The sequence below is a fragment of the Priestia sp. TRN 1309 genome, assembly GCF_050846875.1.
Lineage (GTDB): Bacteria > Bacillota > Bacilli > Bacillales > Bacillaceae_H > Priestia > Priestia zanthoxyli.
Map to the genome: position 1 here is coordinate 1 of NZ_JBOZGM010000011.1, position 17,164 is coordinate 17,164.

Sequence of the window (17,164 nt, forward strand, 5' to 3'; positions counted from 1 at the left end):
CGACGTAATGTCAACAACTTTTTAAAATTCTTTTTTCAGCTTCGTTGTTACTGTTATGTCTCAACGACGCTTTATAATAATATAACGCCCTGCACATAAAGTCAATATGTTTCGAGAAGAAAAATGTTTTTTTTCTTACTTTACCTCTTCCCCTACTGAGAAGTAGTTAAACGTAAATAATCTAAATTTTCTAATTTTTATTTATACCTATATTAAAAAAGAAGCCCTTCACAAAAAGAGCTTCTTTCTTATCTTACTAATTAAGGTAAATAACGACGTGCACCTGCATACTCTTCAATATACCCCTTCGTGTTTAAAGGAATAATCTCTACTGTCCGCTCGGAGTTCGGCGAATGAATCATCATACCATCTCCCGCATACATTGCTACATGGTGGACGCTTCCTTTCCCTTGGTTATAGGCAAAGAATAATAAGTCTCCGGGTTGAAGATTGTTCATCTCTACTGGTTTCCCTGCTCTAGACTGTGGGCCTGAGTCACGTGGAATTGTAATACCATGGGACTGGTACATCGTAAACGTAAATCCAGAGCAGTCAAATCCAAAACCACTCATGCCAGCCCATAAATATGGAAGATTTAAAAATGCCTTTCCGCTTTCAACAAGCTCCGTGCCAGTTGGTACAGGAATATCTTTTTGAGAAGCGTAGATTTTTCCTGCTTTTGCAGAAACCCATGCTGTCTTTCCATTTGGTTTTAATACTTTATATGCACTCTTTGATTTTACCAAAAGAGGTAAGCGCGTATTATAGCTAACTTCAATACCTTTCTTTTTCAAAGAAGGCGAATGATATAAATAAGTAGTCGGAGCCGTCACCATTACAAAAGGCTTCTTTGCATACTGTTCGTACCTTTTGCTATAGGTTAATTGTTTAGTAGGCATCCACCCGGGATATCCTAATTCATTTCGAGAAGTAGGCTGTCCGTCTACAGCTACTTTGACCCAATCTCCTTGTCTCTCTAAAACCGTTACTTTGTTTCCATATAACGCTTGTGTCTCAAGCATCCCGTCACTAGATAACTGCTGCTTCTGTTTCAAATTCATCGATGTGGTCCACTTCTTCATATCTACAGGATTAGTAGCTGACGGAGCGTCCACTTCACGCAAGATGTTTGGTGCTGTCCAAAGAGTAGCTGCTGCGACATCTATATAAGCAGTTTCTTTTTCTTCAGAAGCATGAACAGAAGGAACTGCACTGACTCCAAATGTAGCTAAAATAACTGTTGTTACCGTCAAAAGCCAACGTTTTATATTCATCGTCTCTCTCCTTCTACTATATTACTATCTTTTTATTTTGAGATAGGAACGGTGATTTCTCCTATTCCAGGAAGATCTGATAAGAAAACCTCTTGACCGCTGTACTTTAACACATCCAGTTCAGTTGAAAGCCAAAGAGGAGCATCTAAGTCAAAATACGTGATATTGGGATGAGCGGCTGCCAGATGAGCAGCTGCTCCCACGGAAAATGATGGTTCCATCATGCTTCCAATCATACACGCAACACCGTTCGCCTCAGCAATACTCGCGATTTTTCTTGCTTCATTAATGCCTCCGCACTTCATTAGCTTAATATTTAAAAGATCCACGTACCGCCCGCTTACAAGCTTTAATGCATCTTTCGCAGAAAATAGACTCTCGTCTGCCATAATGGGTACGTTTACTCGTTCAGTCACAAACTTTAACCCTTCCCAATCATGAGCAGCGACAGGCTGTTCTACCAGTTCAATACCGAAATTGAGAGCTTCCATTTCATTAATTAATTGCACTGCTTGTTTTGGAGTCCATCCTTGATTTGCATCCAACCGAAGTTTTACATGATCCGGAATGACAGATCGAATATGTTTAATACGCTCAAGGTCTAGCTCAGGAATTGAACCTACCTTCACTTTTAAAATGTCAAATCCGTCCGCTGCACTTTTGTGTGCGTCTTCAGCCATTTTTTCAGGTGTATCAACACTTATCGTCATACACGTAGAGATAGGCTGCTTATCGCCCAAGAAAGCATATAAAGGAATGTTGAGAAACTTTGTATAAGCATCATGCAAAGCGATATCAGCAGCCGCTTTAGCACTTGAATTGTGAATACAGCAGCTTTGAATTTTTTTTAAGAGTTTTTGAAACTGACGTATATCCTCCCCTATTAGCGCTAGTTTAATAGGTCCTTGAAGTGCAGCTTGAATGCCTTCTAAAGAATCGCCTGTAATAACATATGTTGGCGAAGCCGCTCCTTTTCCTTTTATTCCGTTTTCTAACTGAATCTCTACACTTATGCTGTCTATCTCTGTTGCTGTTCGAAGCGCTGTTTTAAACGGAACGAGCAGTGGAACGGTTTGATGCTTTACAGTTATGTCTTTAATTATCATTTCAATCGCTTCCTTTCGATTCAGCACACATATTCTTTTATACCTATTTTGGTTTATTCTTAGATCGCCCCTAAAATTTTGGCGATCATCATACCAAAATAAGTACCTAAGAAGGAACCCATCAGAGCCATAATGACTCCTACCGGAATCAGTGCACGGTTATAAGCAGCTGCAAGCATTGGAGCAGACGCCATTCCGCCAATATTAGCTAAACTGGCTACCCCGAGCGTAAATAAATCATATTTAAATAGTTTAGCTAGCAACAGCATGATCACTAAGTGGACGAACATAATGAGAAAACCAGATACTAAGTAAATAGGAGCCTGAACTAAATTTGAAAAATCTGATTGAGAAGCAATTAACGCTACAACGATGTATAACATAACGTTTGATACATCGAGCGTACCTGGAATTTTTGCCGCTGGAGTTACAGCAAGCACTAAACCAACGACAGAAGCAATCATAATCGTCCAGCTCGTTGCATTAATAACGGCTCCCACTTCAGGCAAACGCCCTCCGATAAATGTAGACAATGCCGAAACGAACAAACCTAGCCCAAGCAAATAAAGAAGATGCTGAAACTGAGGACCTTCTTTTTCGCTTTCAGATGTTGCTGCGACTTCATCTATACTATTCTCAATAAAGCTGACGTCTGCTTTTGTCCATTTATTAAATTTAGATGCAAATGGTACAAGCCAAAACATAAACATAACCCATACGGCATAGTTAATCGTATCCATCATAAGAGCGTAGCCAAATATATTTTCTGGAACATCCAAAATCCCTTGAAGGGCAACCATGTTAGCTGACCCACCGGTCCAACTTCCTGATAAAGCACCAAAAGCTTTCCACGTATTCTCTACATAGAAATTCTTAAAGATGGCATAGACGAGGATAAAGCCTATCATTATACTAAAAACCGCAACGATGAATCCTCCCAGCATTCTTGGACCAAGTTTAATTACACTTCGAACATCACACTTTAACAGCATAAGCATCAGCATAGCAGGAAGAAGTGCATTTTTAACGCCTGCATACATGGCGGCATTTGACTCGCTATCCCCAAATAATCCTGCCGTTTGCATAAGAGCCGCTCCTATATAAATAAGTACAATACCTGGAATAAACTTAAAAAATCCATTGGCTTTAAATCGTTTTTCAATCCCTACCATGAGCGCAGCAAAGGCAGTTAACACACTCACATACATAAATCCATCTTGAATCATTTATTCTTCCCCCTTCATCTCCCCGAAAATGTTTTTATGCAAAACAAAATCCAGCCCAACGTTTGAAAACGTCAGGCTGGATTTCGTCTAGGTCTATGTAGACAAAGCAGCTGTTATTTGCTGATATTTTTTCTGTGCATCATGCAACGCTACCACCAGCGCTTTTTGGGAAGACCCGAAGTAGCGGCTGTTAATGTCGTCTATAAGGGTGGGATCACTTATATGACGTCCAATAAAAATCGATTGAACAAATCGAACGGTTAACTCAATCGTCGCTGAGCATTCCACATCAATAATTTTTCCATTTGTTTTATCAACTACCAATCCTAAAAAATACTGATTGAACTTTTTAGTAATCGGATTGCTTTGAGGAGCTTTGGCATCTCCAATAATATAGATAGTATCTTGATCATACATGATTTTTTATTCCTCCTAAAAGAGATAACAGACGATGCTAGGGACCGGCAAATGAACGTTTGCGGAGCTACGCAACATGTATTCGCTTTCATAAGGAACATTATAATCTATTCTCAATATATCATCTATAAAACAATTTCACAATATAAATTTTATACTATTCAGAATAAAATAATATTTACCCTATAAAAAAGGCCGTACGAATACATACGGCCTTTCTGCGTCATCCTTTGAACATTGTAGAGGAAAAACGGTTAGGGTAATCTGTCATCACTACTTTTACTGAAGCCTGCTGGAGCTTCAAAAAGTCATTCAGTTCATTAATTGTATATACTCGTAAGTCTAATCCTTCTTGCTTTGCTTTTTTCCCGTACGAAGAAAGAGCAAACGACATATCACAGTGCAGGTGCGCACCTATCGATTTTGCTTTTCCAATCGCATCTTCACTCACCCCTTCAAATAAAAATCCTGTTGGGATATATGAATGGAGAGATCTCACTTTAGCCAAGCTATCATAGTTAAAAGATGACAAAATAACTTGATCTTCTAAATCAAACTCATCGATTAGACGAAGAACTTTTTCCTCAAGTTTTGGATAGTAAATTTGGTCATTTTTTAATTCAATGTTCACGGTCATTTCTGTCTTTTTGTCCATCATCCACTCAAACACTTCTATTAACGTGGGAATTGATTGTTTAGAAAAACGAGAATCATACCAGCTTCCAGCATCGAATAACCGCAGCTGTTTATATGAAAATTCTTGAACATATCCCATTCCATTCGTCGTTCTGTCAATTCGTTCATCGTGAATCACTACTATTTCTCCGTCTTTGGTTAGTTGTACATCCAATTCAATACCTGAAACTCGCATTTTTCTAGCTTCTTCAAATGCAATCATTGTATTTTCAGGATATCGTCCGCTAAAGCCGCGATGCGCATAAAGATCAATTGAATTATTCATTGTCCTCTATCTCCCCTAACTAGTCATTCACTAAACAAAAAGCTCGTCTTCAAAATAACTTGAAAGACGAGCTTCGTAATCATACGTTATTTTTGATTGGCTACTTCTAATGCTCTATTCGTTTCTTTTGCTGCTTGATCAAGTGCTTGTTTCGGCTTTACTCCCTGGTACAGGCTTTCCATTCCTGTTACTACCTTTTGGCGTGATTCCGGAAACACCGAAATTAAAGCGCCTTGTGTTGCCGGAGTTGATTTAGTTTTATGAAGCTGATCAACCGTCACTTTTAGTTGAGGATATTTTTTCCATTCTTTCTTTACGATTTCTTGATCATATGCTTTAGGATTAACCGCAAAATAGCCACTTTCCACGTGCCATTTTGCCTGAACTTCTGGTGTTGCTAAATATTTCATGAAGTCCCACGCCGCTTTAGATGTTTCATCACTAATTCCTTTAGACATCCATAAAGATGCTCCCCCGATAGCTACTCCTTGGCGATCCTCTTCTTTTGGCACAGGAAGATCTGATACACCCACATCAAATGGAGCATTGTCTACTAATGTTTTAATACCTGCTGATGAATCTAAAAACATTGCAATTTTTTTAGATTGAAATGCTGCGCGCATATCGTCCCAGTTTTGCCCTACATTGTAGAAGGTACCTTCTTTGTACATGTCATTGATTAAATTAAATGCGTTTTGTCCTTCTTTTCCATTAAATACTGCCTTCTCGGCATCCCCTTTACGACCGTTTTCGTGATCTACATACAAACCGCCTTGAGAAGCAACTAGCTCTTCAAAGAACCATCCGTAATTTAGAATTGAAAAACCGTATTGTGATGTTTTATTTCCTTGTTTCTCTGTTAGTTTCTTTGCAGCTGCCTTTAATTCATCATACGTTTTTGGTGGATTTTCAGGATCTAACCCTGCTTTTTTAAAGGCATCTTTGTTGTAAACTAACACAGGTGTTGAAGAGTTAAACGGCATTGAATATTGCTTTCCATCTACTTGGTAATAGCTTGAAATATTTTTCTCCCACTGTGAAGTATCGTAGTGGTCTTCATCAATAAATTTTTGAACAGGCTGAACCTTACCACTGTCTATCATGAATTTCGTTCCTACTTCGAACGTTTGCATGATAGCAGGTGCATCTTTAGTTCCTGCTACCGTATTAAATTTTGTTTGTGCTTCCTCATACGTTCCTTGGAAAACGGGCTTTACTTCAACTTTATCCTGAGATTTATTGTACTCATCGACTATTTTATTGAGTGATTTTTCAAGGTCACCGCTCATGGCGTGCCAAAAAACGACTTCTGTTTTACCTGATGCTGTTTTTTTAGTTTCTTGCGCTTCCGAAGAACCAGTTGAGTTTGAGCAAGCGCCTAGAATGACTAGCAAGCATGCCGTTACGATAGCCAATATCTTTTTCATCACATTCACTCTCCTATTTAATTGCACCTTGTGTTAATCCTTTTTGAAGACGTTTTTGACCTAGGAATAATAGTAATAATGTCGGTATAATAACAACTACGACAGCGGCCATAACCACTCCCCAATCAGTTGAAATCTCCTGCGTTTGCATTTGTTTTAAACCAATCTGAACGGTACGAACATCCTCTGTATTTGTAACTAACAGTGGCCATAAATACATATTCCATGTTGTTAAAAAGCTATATACGCCAAGCGTAACTAGACTTGTTTTAGAAACAGGAAGCACAACATTCCAAAAGAAACGAAAGCGGCTGATCCCTGCGACTTGAGAAGCTTCATACAGCTCGCCCGGAATGGTTTTAAACTGTTGACGCAATAAAAATGTTCCAAATGCTAAGGCGAAAAAAGGAATTGTTAATCCCAAATAGTTATTAATCCAGCCTAGCTTTTGTGCTGTTAAAAAGTTAGGAACCATCGTTGCTTCCCATGGAATCATCATCGTAGAAATAAAGAGAAAGAAAATAGCATCTCTTCCTTTAAATTTAATAAATACAAATGCAAAAGCAGCCAAACTTGAAACTAACAGCTGCCCGGCCATGACAAAAATAGATACAGCAAGACTATTAATTAAATAATGAAGCAGCGGAACTTTTTCAAAAGCATCCCGATAGTTTTCAAATGAAAAAGATGATGGCCAAATCTTCCCTTCCAACACTTCCGCTCCACTCATAAAACTAATGGAAAAAGCGTATAGAATAGGAAACATCAATACTAAAGTAGCTGCAATGAGTAACAAATAAGTTGTCCATTTTCTCGTGATGCTCATTGATAATGTACCTTCCTTTCTCCAAGCTTAAATTGAAGAGCCGTAACCAGTAGAATACAGAAAAACAAAATTGTAGCTTGAGCACTTGCAGAGCCAACATTATAGTTTACAAATGCATCTTTGTAGATTGAATAAACAATGACATTTGTGGAATCTGTAGGCCCGCCTTTTGTTAAAATGTCAATTTGTCCAAACGTTTGAAACGCGTTAATAAACGAAACGGTGATAATAAAAAACAGCGTTGGCGAAAGCATAGGAAGCGTAATTTTACGGAGCTGATACCAATAGCTAACTCCAGCAATACGCGCGTTTTCATACAGCTTTTCATCAATATTTTGTAACCCGCCAAGTAAAATTAAAAAGGTAAACCCAATGTTCATCCAAATCGTAGAGATGGACACAGCAATCAGCGCATACTTAGGATCTAATAACCACTGCACATCATGAATGCCTACAAGATTTAATACTTTATTAATAACACCGATTGTCGGGTTATACATAAACATCCAAATTACAGAAGAAGCCGCTACGCTCATTCCCATCGTAGATGAAAACATTGTTCTGAAAAAACCAATTCCTTTTAGCTTTTCATTTGCGATTAGCGCTAGGAATAATGCAATAATTAAGCCAATAGGCACCGTGTATAGTACAAATAAAAAAGTGGCTTTCATACTTTGTAAAAAGTTTGGATCTGTAAATAGATAAAAGAAATTTTGTAATCCTACAAATTTCAAGGGATTTCCCTGTGTGTCTGTAATAAAAAGACTTAAATATAAGGTCTTAATCATTGGGTAGAAAAGAAATACACCAAATAACAATAATGATGGCAGCAAGTAAGATAATCCTACCAATAGGTTAGGCATTGACTTCTTTTCTTGTGGATTTGATGAAACAGAAACAGGCGAGTTTGCTGTTTTGGTAACAGCACTCATACAAATGCCCCCTTTACAGTTAAATCTTCCGTGGATGGTTCATAGTGCAAGCATGAACCTGTATCACTATCAAATAAAAACAGGTGTTTTGGATCGATAAAAATAGGGACGCGCTCTCCCACTTTTATATTCCATTGACCGTTCCACTTAGCCATCCACTGTTTGTCTCCCATTTGAAATGTAAGCAGTGTTTCCGTTCCTAGAATTTCGACATTATCTACCTCTACGATAAAGCTGGTGTTGTCGTTTGTCGCAAGCTGAACGTGCTCAGGTCTTACTCCAACCACAACTTCCTTTTTACCGCTAAGGTTGTTGTATGATGCACTCATAGAAATAGCTCTTCTATCTTCAAAAACGAGTAAGTTATTTTCTATAGAAACGTTTGATAAGTTCATAGGGGGCGAACCTATAAACGACGCTACGAACGTGTTTGCCGGTGCATTGTAAATATCGAGCGGACGCCCAACCTGCTGAATATTACCTCCATTTAAAATCATCATTCGATCCGCCATCGTCATCGCTTCCGTTTGATCATGCGTGACATAAATCATCGTAATACCTAACTTACGCTGAATCTGGCGAATTTCTGATCTCATCTTTGCTCGCAGCTTCGCATCCAAGTTGGATAACGGCTCATCCATCAGGCAAATAGGTGAATGAGTAACTATAGCACGTGCGAGTGCTACACGCTGACGCTGTCCTCCCGAAAGCTGTCTAGGCTTTCGTTTTAAATATTCACTTAAACCAAGCATTTCTGCTGCTTCCCTGCAGCGCTTGTGCTGTTCTTGCTTTGAAATCTTCTTTGTATGCAGACCAAAAAGAATATTTTGTTCTACTGTCAAATGCGGATATAAAGCATAGTTTTGAAACACCATGGACAAATCGCGCTGACTTGGAAGCAGTTTATTTGCTTTTACATCCCCGATTAGCAACTCTCCCTGTGTGACTTCTTCTAATCCGGCAATCATTCGCAGCATTGTACTTTTCCCGCACCCTGAAGGACCTACTAATACGAAGAATTCTCCAGGTTCAATTGTGACATTAATATCTTGAATGACATTTGTTTTTTGATCGTATGACTTTCCAACGTTAACTAACTCTACTTTTTTCATTAAAAACGCTCCTTTCTCGCTCATTCATATTTTTTCCACAGCCATGATTTTCCTGTAGAAACTGCCGTAGCCCCTGCTTTTAAAGCAGCTTGGATATGGCTTTCATTTTGAATGAGTCCACCTGTAATAATAGGGATACTTGTTTTTTTAACGATTTTCTCTATCATCTCCGGAATCAATCCTGGCATTAGTTCTAATGCATCCGGTTTAATATCTTGAACGGTTTTTAACCCTTGTGCTACTGCGTCTGTATCCACTAAAAACAGCCGCTGAATAGCAACCAGCCCTTCCTGTTTTGCGTAATTAATGAGTGAACTTTTAGTGGTTACGATACCTGTGGGCTTTACAAACTTAGCGAGAAATTTAAGCCCTTCCCGGTCATAGCTAATTCCCGGAATTTTTTCAATGTGTAAGAAAACCGTTCGATTATGCTGTTTGAGTAAATCTACATAGCGTTTAATTACACTGATGTTTCCCGTTAATAAAAAGGCGGCCTGGATCTCTGTTTCTAAAAATTGCTCTAAATTTTTCGGACTTTTAATGGATGCAATTAAACGATCTTGTCCAAGCTGTTGTAAGAAATCTGCTTCCTTATTCAAAACGATTCCTTCCTTTCATTTATAAAAAAACCACAAAAAACGCATAGGATGTTTATATAGACCTATTGTTTTTTGTGGTTTCTCAATTTCATAACCTTAGTAACTATTCACTTATCGTTCACATGTTTTATAATAATGGTTATTTGTGAAGGCAATATAAAGAAGCTGTTGAGTTTTGTAAAGTAAACGTATAGTTCCTGTAAATCTGCTGAAGATAAAAAAAGCCGTTGATTTCTCAACGGCTTCACAGTGCACATTCTTCGATTTCAAATCCTAAATCTTCAATTAATCCCCAGTCAGCTGTAGGTTCTTGACCTTGAGTCGTTAAATAATCGCCTACAAAAATTGAGTTTGCAGCAAACAAACCAAGCGGCTGAAGTGATCTGAGGTTAACTTCTCTGCCTCCTGAAATTCGAATTTCTTTGGTTGGATTTACAAAACGCATCATCGCTAACAGCTTTAAGCATTGCATTGGCTTTAACGCCTTTTTGTCTTCTAGAGGCGTTCCTGGAACGGCAACAAGAAAATTGCATGGAATAGAATCTGCATCTAACTTTTTAATTTGAAAAGCTAATTCAACGGCTTGTTCATTTGTCTCGCCCATTCCAAAAATTGCACCGGAACAAGGTGACAAACCTGCTTTTTTAGATGTAGTAACCGTATCGACTCGATCTTCATAGCCATGCGTAGAACAAATATTGTCATAGTTATCAGCGTGAGTATTTAAATTATGATTATAGCGATGAACACCCGCCTCGACTAGTTCGTGTGCTTGATCATCTGTTAAAAATCCTAGACAGGCACAGATTTTCAAGTCTGTCTTTTGACGAATTTCTTTTACCGCTCCCACTACGTGCGCTACTTCTTTATCAGTAGGGCGGCGGCCTGACGCTACGATACAATATGTACCTGCTTTTCTTTTTTGAGCTTCAAAAGCACCTTCTACAATTTTCTCTTTTGTTAACCACGCATACTTATCAATCGGCGCTTCTGATACAATCGACTGCGAACAATATCCACAGTCTTCTGGGCATAAACCCGATTTAGTATTAATAATCATATTAAGCTTTACTTTTTTCCCATAATGATGATGACGAATTAAGTACGCGGCATTCATGACCTCTAACACTTCTTCATCCGGTACATGAAGAAGTTGAAGCGCTTCTTTATATGTAATTTCTTTCCCTTTAATAATAGACTGAGCAAGTGCTTTCCAATCTCTTAAACTTGTGGTTTCCATCGATTCCCCTCCACTTTAGTAAACTAAAAAAATATAAAGTTAACAATTATAACTAAAAGTTACCATTATCACGCCTTTTATGTCAACACTTCATAAATAATAGTTAACTTAAAGAGGCTGGGACAAAAGTAGTTGAGCCCAAGTAAAAAACGAACCATTCATCAACCTCTTTGATGAGTGGTTCGTTTTTTTTTGGATGATGCATATCGTTTTATTTGTTTCGTTCCTTCTAGCAGTTGATTGGAGGGCAAGGCGAAGACTCCTGCGGGAAAAGCGGAACAGGTGAGACCCCGCAGGAGCAAAAGCGAAGCCTTGCACGGAAATCAATTGCGGTGTCATAAGCAGTCCAGCTCATGTATCTCATTTGTTCATCTTTCGATTGGATTTATTTCGTTATGTCCCAGCCTCTTTGCTTATTGCGCTTGCAGTGTGTAAATAACCGATACAAAGTCTCCAGATTTTTTATCGTATGCTTCAACACCCGGATATTCATGAGTTAGAGCAATTCCTGCGTACATGAGCTCATCTCCATAAGCTGTTTGGTCTGTTTCCATCACTGTATATTCATAATCAGGATGAAGCCCTTTTAGCTCAATGCGTTCATAAGAAGGATTTGATCTAGCTAATACTTGATAATAACCGATGATTGCCTGCTTTTGATCGGATGAAACAACCATCCAGCTCGTCACATTTCCATCTTGTTCAAACGGACTTTTTAATCGATAGAATCTTCCATTTTGAATAAGAGATCGGTATTTTTTATAATACTGAATTTGTTTTTTTACCGTTTCTTTTTCATCTTCTGTCATCAGCGTAACATCTAACTCATAACCGAATGCGCCAAAATACGCAACGTCTCCTCTTGTTTCTAGACTTGTTACTCTGCGTACTTGATGATTTGGTACGGCTGATACGTGTGCTCCCATTGAACTGATTGGATAAGCAAAAGAAGTGCCGTACTGAATTTTTAGACGTTCAAGCGCGTCCGTGTTATCACTCGTCCAAGCTTGAGGAGCATAATAAAGCATTCCCGGATCAAATCTAGCGCCCCCGCTTGCACACGATTCAAATAAAATATCCGGAAACTTCTTTGTTAGTCGCTCATACAAATCATATACTCCTAAAATGTAGCGATGTACTACTTCAAACTGGCGATTCGCGGGTAGCCCAACAGATCCAATCTCCGTTATATTTCGGTTCATATCCCATTTTATATACGAGATAGGTGCTTCACTTAAAATAGCTTCCATTCGTTCATAAATATAATTCACTACTTCTTCTCGTGAAAAATCAAGCACATATTGATTTCGTCCATGAGACTGATGACGATTTGGCACATGAATCAACCAATCTGGATGCTTTTCATACAAGTTGCTTTGCTTTGAAATCATTTCAGGTTCAAACCATAATCCAAAGTCCATACCTAAATCCGTTACTTTTTGAGCCAATGATTTCATACCGCCCGGAAGCTTATTTTCATCTACAAACCAGTCTCCAAGAGAAGTTGTATCATCATTACGTTTACCAAACCAGCCGTCATCCAATACAAAAAGTTCAACGCCCAGCTTTTGTGCTTCTTTGGCAATGTGTACAATTTTCTCTTCGTTAAAATCAAAATACGTCGCTTCCCAGTTATTAATTAAAACTGGTCGCTCTAAATCCCGCCATTTTCCTCTAGCGAGACGCTTGCGATAAAGCTCATGATACTCTTGGCTAAGACCGTTTAGCCCGTTATTTGAATAAGCCAATACTAGTTCTGGTGATTGAAAAGTTTGTCCACTTTCTAGTCGCCACTGAAAATCAAAAGGGTGAATACCCATCGTTATTCTTGATACATTATAGTGATCTACTTCCACTTGTCCAAGAAAGTTTCCGCTGTATACAAGACTAAAACCATACGCTTCTCCACTGTGTTCAGTTGCAGCTGGATTCTTTAAAATTAAAAACGGGTTTTGCTGACTGCTGCTTGTACCTCTCGCACTAGAAATACTTTGAATACCCGGCTGAAGCATTCTTGTTTTCACGTGTCTCTCTCGAATCCAAGCACCGGAAAGCTGAACCATTTCATAGTTTGATGTGGGCAAATCAATGCTGCCGCTCATGATACGCAAAATATCGACTGGTTCTTCTCCTCTATGTTCAAATCGTGCGTGACGCGTAATAATATTTCGGTCTTCGTAAACGGTATACGTTAAAATAAGTGATGCATTGAGCAATTTATCAATCAGTTCAACTTCTACACTCGTGGCTTCACTCTCTTCTTCTACGTATGTAGCAGGTAAGCCGTTTAATGGCTTCTTGCCCTTGTAAATTTTATGGTTATCGTATTCAAAATTGGTGACTCGGCTTCCGTTTTGCTGAAGAAGTTGGTAGGCTGGCTCTCTGAAGTCTGTTGTCCCATAAGAAGGATACTCTTGTTTGATTGTTTCAAGAGAAAATGCTAGTTCTCCTTCATAGACCGAAGCGCTAGCTCCTCTTGTTTCCACACGTAAAAAATGCTGAAAGGACGGACGGTGCTTAAGCTTTTTTCCATAGTATAAGTGACCAAGCTGCTCGTTTCTCAACACTGAAAAGATATAACTTACATCGCGGCCCTGCAGGTGAAACTCCTTTGTACGTTCATTAAATAAGATCCCCACTTTATCTCTCTCCTCACCATCAAATATCTAACGAGACATTTCCTTTTTCATCTATTGCCGTTGCATGCTCAACAGCAGATGCTAGATTAATCTCTTTTCTTTCATACCATTTCGCTAAATCTTTGAATAACTCTTCTATTTCAATCATTCTTGTATCTACTCGCAGTTCAGTTTCGTAGCTATGAAGAGACCAAGTGCTTTCACTAAATAAGTTCATCTCCACATCTAGACACATTTCCTTCCAATTGGGGGCACACCGAATAGGGTGAAGTATGTCTGAACATGCAATAGTGTAGCGGTTAGAGCCATTTTTATTCATAAAACAATGAACAGAAGAGGTACTCACATCTCCCTGACTAGTTTGTATAGATTTATATAGCTGGATATCTAACAACGGAACGCTCCATTTTAACGCCATTTTTGGAAGACTTCTTTTTTTAATCGACTTGACCGTTAATTTAATAAAATAAACACCATCTTTTTTTGTTTCATCCAATACAACATGCACACCTGGTCCCTTGTTTATCTCCAAGTTTATATAGGGTGTAGCAATCACTTCCTTCATCTCCTTTATCATCATTATAAGTTTATACACCCGCAAAAATGTAACCGCATTCAAAAGTTTGTTTTCGTATTTATTACAAGTAGATCATACTAATCGAAAGCTTTTTTACTTTCTTTCATTTTATGTAAAATGCTTTCTAGACTCAATGGTAAAAATCAAAGTGAAAAAAAGCATTTTTTTGCTTTATCTAGTAATTAACTAAACGCTCTTTATCTCTTAGCGCGCAATTTTCTCTTCTTTTTCAAAAAAAGATGACAAATCTAACAATATAGTATAATAATAAATATTGCAGAATGATTATACACAGAAAGGATGACAAATATGAATCATGGACCTTCTCTTCTTAAACAACTAAAATTATGGCATATCGTCGTGATAGGATTAGGCTACATGGCACCCATGGCCGTTTTCGATACATTTGGCATTGTAACTGAATCCACAGATGGCCATGTTTCAGGTGCTTATGCATTCACGTTGATTGCTATTTTATTCACAGCCATTAGTTATGGAAAAATGGTAAAAGCTTTTCCTGGAGCTGGTTCTTCTTATACATACGCACAGCAAGTAATGAATCCAAGCATTGGTTTTTTGGTAGGATGGACGGCTCTTCTTGATTATCTATTTCTACCGATGATTAATGCACTTTTGACAAATATTTACCTAAGCTCTCTGTTTCCAGGTGTTCCAAAAGCCGTATGGATTATCAGCTTTGTGGTCATCATGACCATAATGAATATTTTTAGCGTTCATTTAACCGTTTCTTTTGGTACGCTATTAGTTGCTTTTCAAATTTTAGTAGCTATCATCTTTATTATTTTAAGTGCTACAACTCAAGGGCAAGAGCTATCATTTAAACCGTTTATAAGTGAATCGGCTTCTATATCTCTTTTATTAAACGGAGCAGCTATTTTATGCTTTTCTTTTTTAGGGTTTGATGCTGTAACCACCATGGCTGAAGAAACACTTAAGCCTGAGAAAACCATTCCCAAAGGGATTCTCATTATTGCATGTACGGGAGGCGCCTTATTTATTACGGTTTCTTACTTTGCTCAGCTTCTTTTCCCTTCAGCCTCTTTGTTTCATGATTTAGAAGGTGCATCGGCTGAAATCGCTTATAAAATTGGCGGCCAGCTGTTTCAATCTATTTTTGTAGCAGCAGCCTTAACATCAACTATTGCTTCTGGACTTGTCTCACATATGAGTGCATCAAGACTTCTCTACGCAATTGGGAAAGATGGTTATCTGCCACGGAGAATTTTTGGCTATATTCACCCTAAAACAAAGACGCCTGTTTGGAACGTAGTCATTATTGGTGGTCTCTCTTTAATTTCACTAAGTCTGTCTCTTGAAAAAGCTACCTCTTTAATTAATTTTGGTGCTTTAATTGCGTTCAGTTCAGTTAACATAGCGGTTTTTATCCATTATTTTATTCAACAAAACAAACGATCTCTCAGTGGATATATTTCATATGTACTTATGCCTTTACTCGGCAGTTTATTTTTATTTTTTATGTGGCTTAACTTAGAAAAAACATCCTTATTTATCGGTATTGTATGGAGTATAATTGGAATTATTTATTTACTGATTGCCAGACGAAAAAATACTATTACCATTCCTACTTTTCATTTTGATTAAGGAAATAGGCTTAACACACCTCGACATATTTCCCCAGAAATAATGTCGAAAAAAAGTAATTAAGACATAAACAAATCAATCCCATCTACACACGAACAAAAAGGTAAACGATCTAATATGAATCGCTCGTTACACCGCTGTTGATTTCCGTGCAAGGCTTCGCTTTCCGCGGGCGGCCGTTGAGCCTCCTCGTCGCTTGCGCTCCTGCGGGGTCTCATCTGTTCCGCTTTTTCCGCAGGAGTCTTCGCCTTGCCCTCCAATCAACACCTAGAGGCAACTAAATACATGAAAGCTACATTTACTATATCAATAAAAAAATCCGAACGTATTTGATTCTCAACTAAGAATCAAACTCGTTCGGATTTTTCTTCAACTAAAATACTTTCATACCAGCCTATTTTTATTTTTTAGATTGTGAGACTTTTTCTAAAATGCGTCTTTTACGGTAAAGCATCATTCCAACTTCTCCTATATCGCTAATCGCTTGTTTGTTAATATACGCCCCAAACACCATCCCTGCTATAGGAATCATTTGAAATAGCTTTTTCCATCCCAAGTTGTCTCTATAGGTTAGAAACACTTCTCTCCAACCTTGGAGCTGCTGCAAGCTCCGCGTTCGATTGCCGCTTGCTAATTCTTCTAAAATCGCACGCTTTCCTACAATATCAGAGGATGAAAACTGCATGCATTTGACCATAAAAATGCGTTCCTCTTGCTCAGTGGGATCGTAACCATAAGAAACAGCCACTTCTTGCAGTGTCTTAAGCGTAAGTCCCAATACAAAAGGAATATCAATCGCCAGTGTGAAAATTCCACCTACTCCGGTTGTAGCTCCTTGCAGCTGCGCATTCTTTTTTCGGACTTCAATAAAATACTCCGCCAACTCATCCATTTCCTGCAGAGATAAATGCTGAACATCCTCTATTGACAGCTGCTTATTTTCTTGTAATTGGGCTGATGCTTTCTCTAGCGTGGCAGACGTATTAGCTAAATACTGGCCTCCATTATCAACATACTTAGCAATTTCATCTAATAATTTTTCTATTTTTTGATGAATGAACTTTGGCGTTACTTTATCTAAAGCTGAAAAAGGCAAGCGAGCCAGCCGCTCCCAGAAAAAAAGTCCTTTTTGGTCTTTCTCCCACTTTTCAATTTTTCGCAATTCTATTCTCAATTGTTCATGCTCTGACATATCCTCACTCTTT

General features: G+C 38.3%; 16 protein-coding genes. 1 reads left to right on the forward strand and 15 read right to left on the reverse strand.

All coding sequences use genetic code 11. From position 1 onward, the window contains the following. Positions 1-260: 260 nt before the first annotated feature. The 13 genes from ACRPLQ_RS25215 to ACRPLQ_RS25275 all read right to left on the reverse strand — a co-directional run bounded on the left by ACRPLQ_RS25215 (position 261) and on the right by ACRPLQ_RS25275 (position 14,324). A complete protein-coding gene (locus ACRPLQ_RS25215) occupies positions 261-1,274 on the reverse strand; it encodes a C40 family peptidase (RefSeq protein ID WP_033580858.1) in 1,014 nt (337 codons plus the stop codon). Positions 1,275-1,306: 32 nt separating this feature from the next. Next, positions 1,307-2,380, reverse strand: a complete 1,074-nt coding sequence (locus ACRPLQ_RS25220; protein ID WP_165636562.1) for a dipeptide epimerase — start codon at positions 2,378-2,380, stop codon at positions 1,307-1,309. Positions 2,381-2,439: 59 nt separating this feature from the next. After that, positions 2,440-3,606: a DUF819 domain-containing protein gene (locus tag ACRPLQ_RS25225; protein WP_367078855.1), complete on the reverse strand. Its 1,167-nt coding sequence runs from the start codon at positions 3,604-3,606 to the stop codon at positions 2,440-2,442. Between the two features lie 93 nt (positions 3,607-3,699). Beyond that, complete coding sequence (locus tag ACRPLQ_RS25230) at positions 3,700-4,023, reverse strand: DUF3870 domain-containing protein (RefSeq protein WP_098112428.1); 324 nt, start codon at positions 4,021-4,023, stop codon at positions 3,700-3,702. 223 nt (positions 4,024-4,246) lie between these two features. Beyond that, positions 4,247-4,984 (reverse strand): glycerophosphodiester phosphodiesterase, encoded by a 738-nt coding sequence (locus ACRPLQ_RS25235; protein WP_028412671.1) that lies wholly within the window; start codon positions 4,982-4,984, stop codon positions 4,247-4,249. Between the two features lie 86 nt (positions 4,985-5,070). Next, positions 5,071-6,411 (reverse strand): ABC transporter substrate-binding protein, encoded by a 1,341-nt coding sequence (locus tag ACRPLQ_RS25240; protein ID WP_028412672.1) that lies wholly within the window; start codon positions 6,409-6,411, stop codon positions 5,071-5,073. 13 nt (positions 6,412-6,424) lie between these two features. Continuing rightward, positions 6,425-7,237 carry a carbohydrate ABC transporter permease gene (locus ACRPLQ_RS25245; protein WP_165636560.1) on the reverse strand — a complete coding sequence of 271 codons (813 nt, stop codon included), beginning with the start codon at positions 7,235-7,237 and terminating at the stop codon, positions 6,425-6,427. Next, on the reverse strand, positions 7,234-8,169 hold the full coding sequence (locus tag ACRPLQ_RS25250; RefSeq protein ID WP_028412674.1) for a carbohydrate ABC transporter permease: 936 nt from the start codon (positions 8,167-8,169) through the stop codon (positions 7,234-7,236). Before ACRPLQ_RS25250 ends, ACRPLQ_RS25245 begins: the two co-directional genes overlap by 4 nt. After that, positions 8,166-9,281 (reverse strand): ABC transporter ATP-binding protein, encoded by a 1,116-nt coding sequence (locus ACRPLQ_RS25255; RefSeq protein WP_028412675.1) that lies wholly within the window; start codon positions 9,279-9,281, stop codon positions 8,166-8,168. The genes ACRPLQ_RS25250 and ACRPLQ_RS25255 overlap by 4 nt, the downstream gene beginning before the upstream one ends. A 20-nt stretch (positions 9,282-9,301) precedes the next feature. Beyond that, positions 9,302-9,880, reverse strand: a complete 579-nt coding sequence (locus ACRPLQ_RS25260; protein ID WP_028412676.1) for a glycerol-3-phosphate responsive antiterminator — start codon at positions 9,878-9,880, stop codon at positions 9,302-9,304. 244 nt (positions 9,881-10,124) lie between these two features. Then, positions 10,125-11,120, reverse strand: a complete 996-nt coding sequence (gene bioB / locus ACRPLQ_RS25265) for a biotin synthase BioB (protein WP_165636558.1) — start codon at positions 11,118-11,120, stop codon at positions 10,125-10,127. A 413-nt stretch (positions 11,121-11,533) separates the two neighbouring features. After that, complete coding sequence (locus ACRPLQ_RS25270; protein ID WP_432236311.1) at positions 11,534-13,759, reverse strand: alpha-galactosidase; 2,226 nt, start codon at positions 13,757-13,759, stop codon at positions 11,534-11,536. 19 nt (positions 13,760-13,778) lie between these two features. Next, positions 13,779-14,324, reverse strand: coding sequence for a hypothetical protein (locus ACRPLQ_RS25275; protein ID WP_432236328.1), 546 nt, complete (start codon positions 14,322-14,324; stop codon positions 13,779-13,781). Between the two features lie 321 nt (positions 14,325-14,645). Here ACRPLQ_RS25275 and ACRPLQ_RS25280 point away from each other — a divergent pair, with 321 nt between their 5' ends. Further along, the gene (locus tag ACRPLQ_RS25280) at positions 14,646-15,959 is read left to right on the forward strand and encodes an APC family permease (protein ID WP_028412680.1); all 1,314 of its coding nucleotides are present in this window, start codon (positions 14,646-14,648) and stop codon (positions 15,957-15,959) included. Positions 15,960-16,088: 129 nt separating this feature from the next. Here ACRPLQ_RS25280 and ACRPLQ_RS25285 read toward each other — a convergent pair whose 3' ends face one another. Together ACRPLQ_RS25285 and ACRPLQ_RS25290 are read right to left on the reverse strand one after the other, a co-directional pair. Further along, positions 16,089-16,223: a hypothetical protein gene (locus ACRPLQ_RS25285; protein WP_255256646.1), complete on the reverse strand. Its 135-nt coding sequence runs from the start codon at positions 16,221-16,223 to the stop codon at positions 16,089-16,091. A 136-nt stretch (positions 16,224-16,359) separates the two neighbouring features. Further along, positions 16,360-17,151, reverse strand: coding sequence for an EcsC family protein (locus tag ACRPLQ_RS25290; RefSeq protein ID WP_155008806.1), 792 nt, complete (start codon positions 17,149-17,151; stop codon positions 16,360-16,362). Positions 17,152-17,164 lie beyond the last annotated feature (13 nt).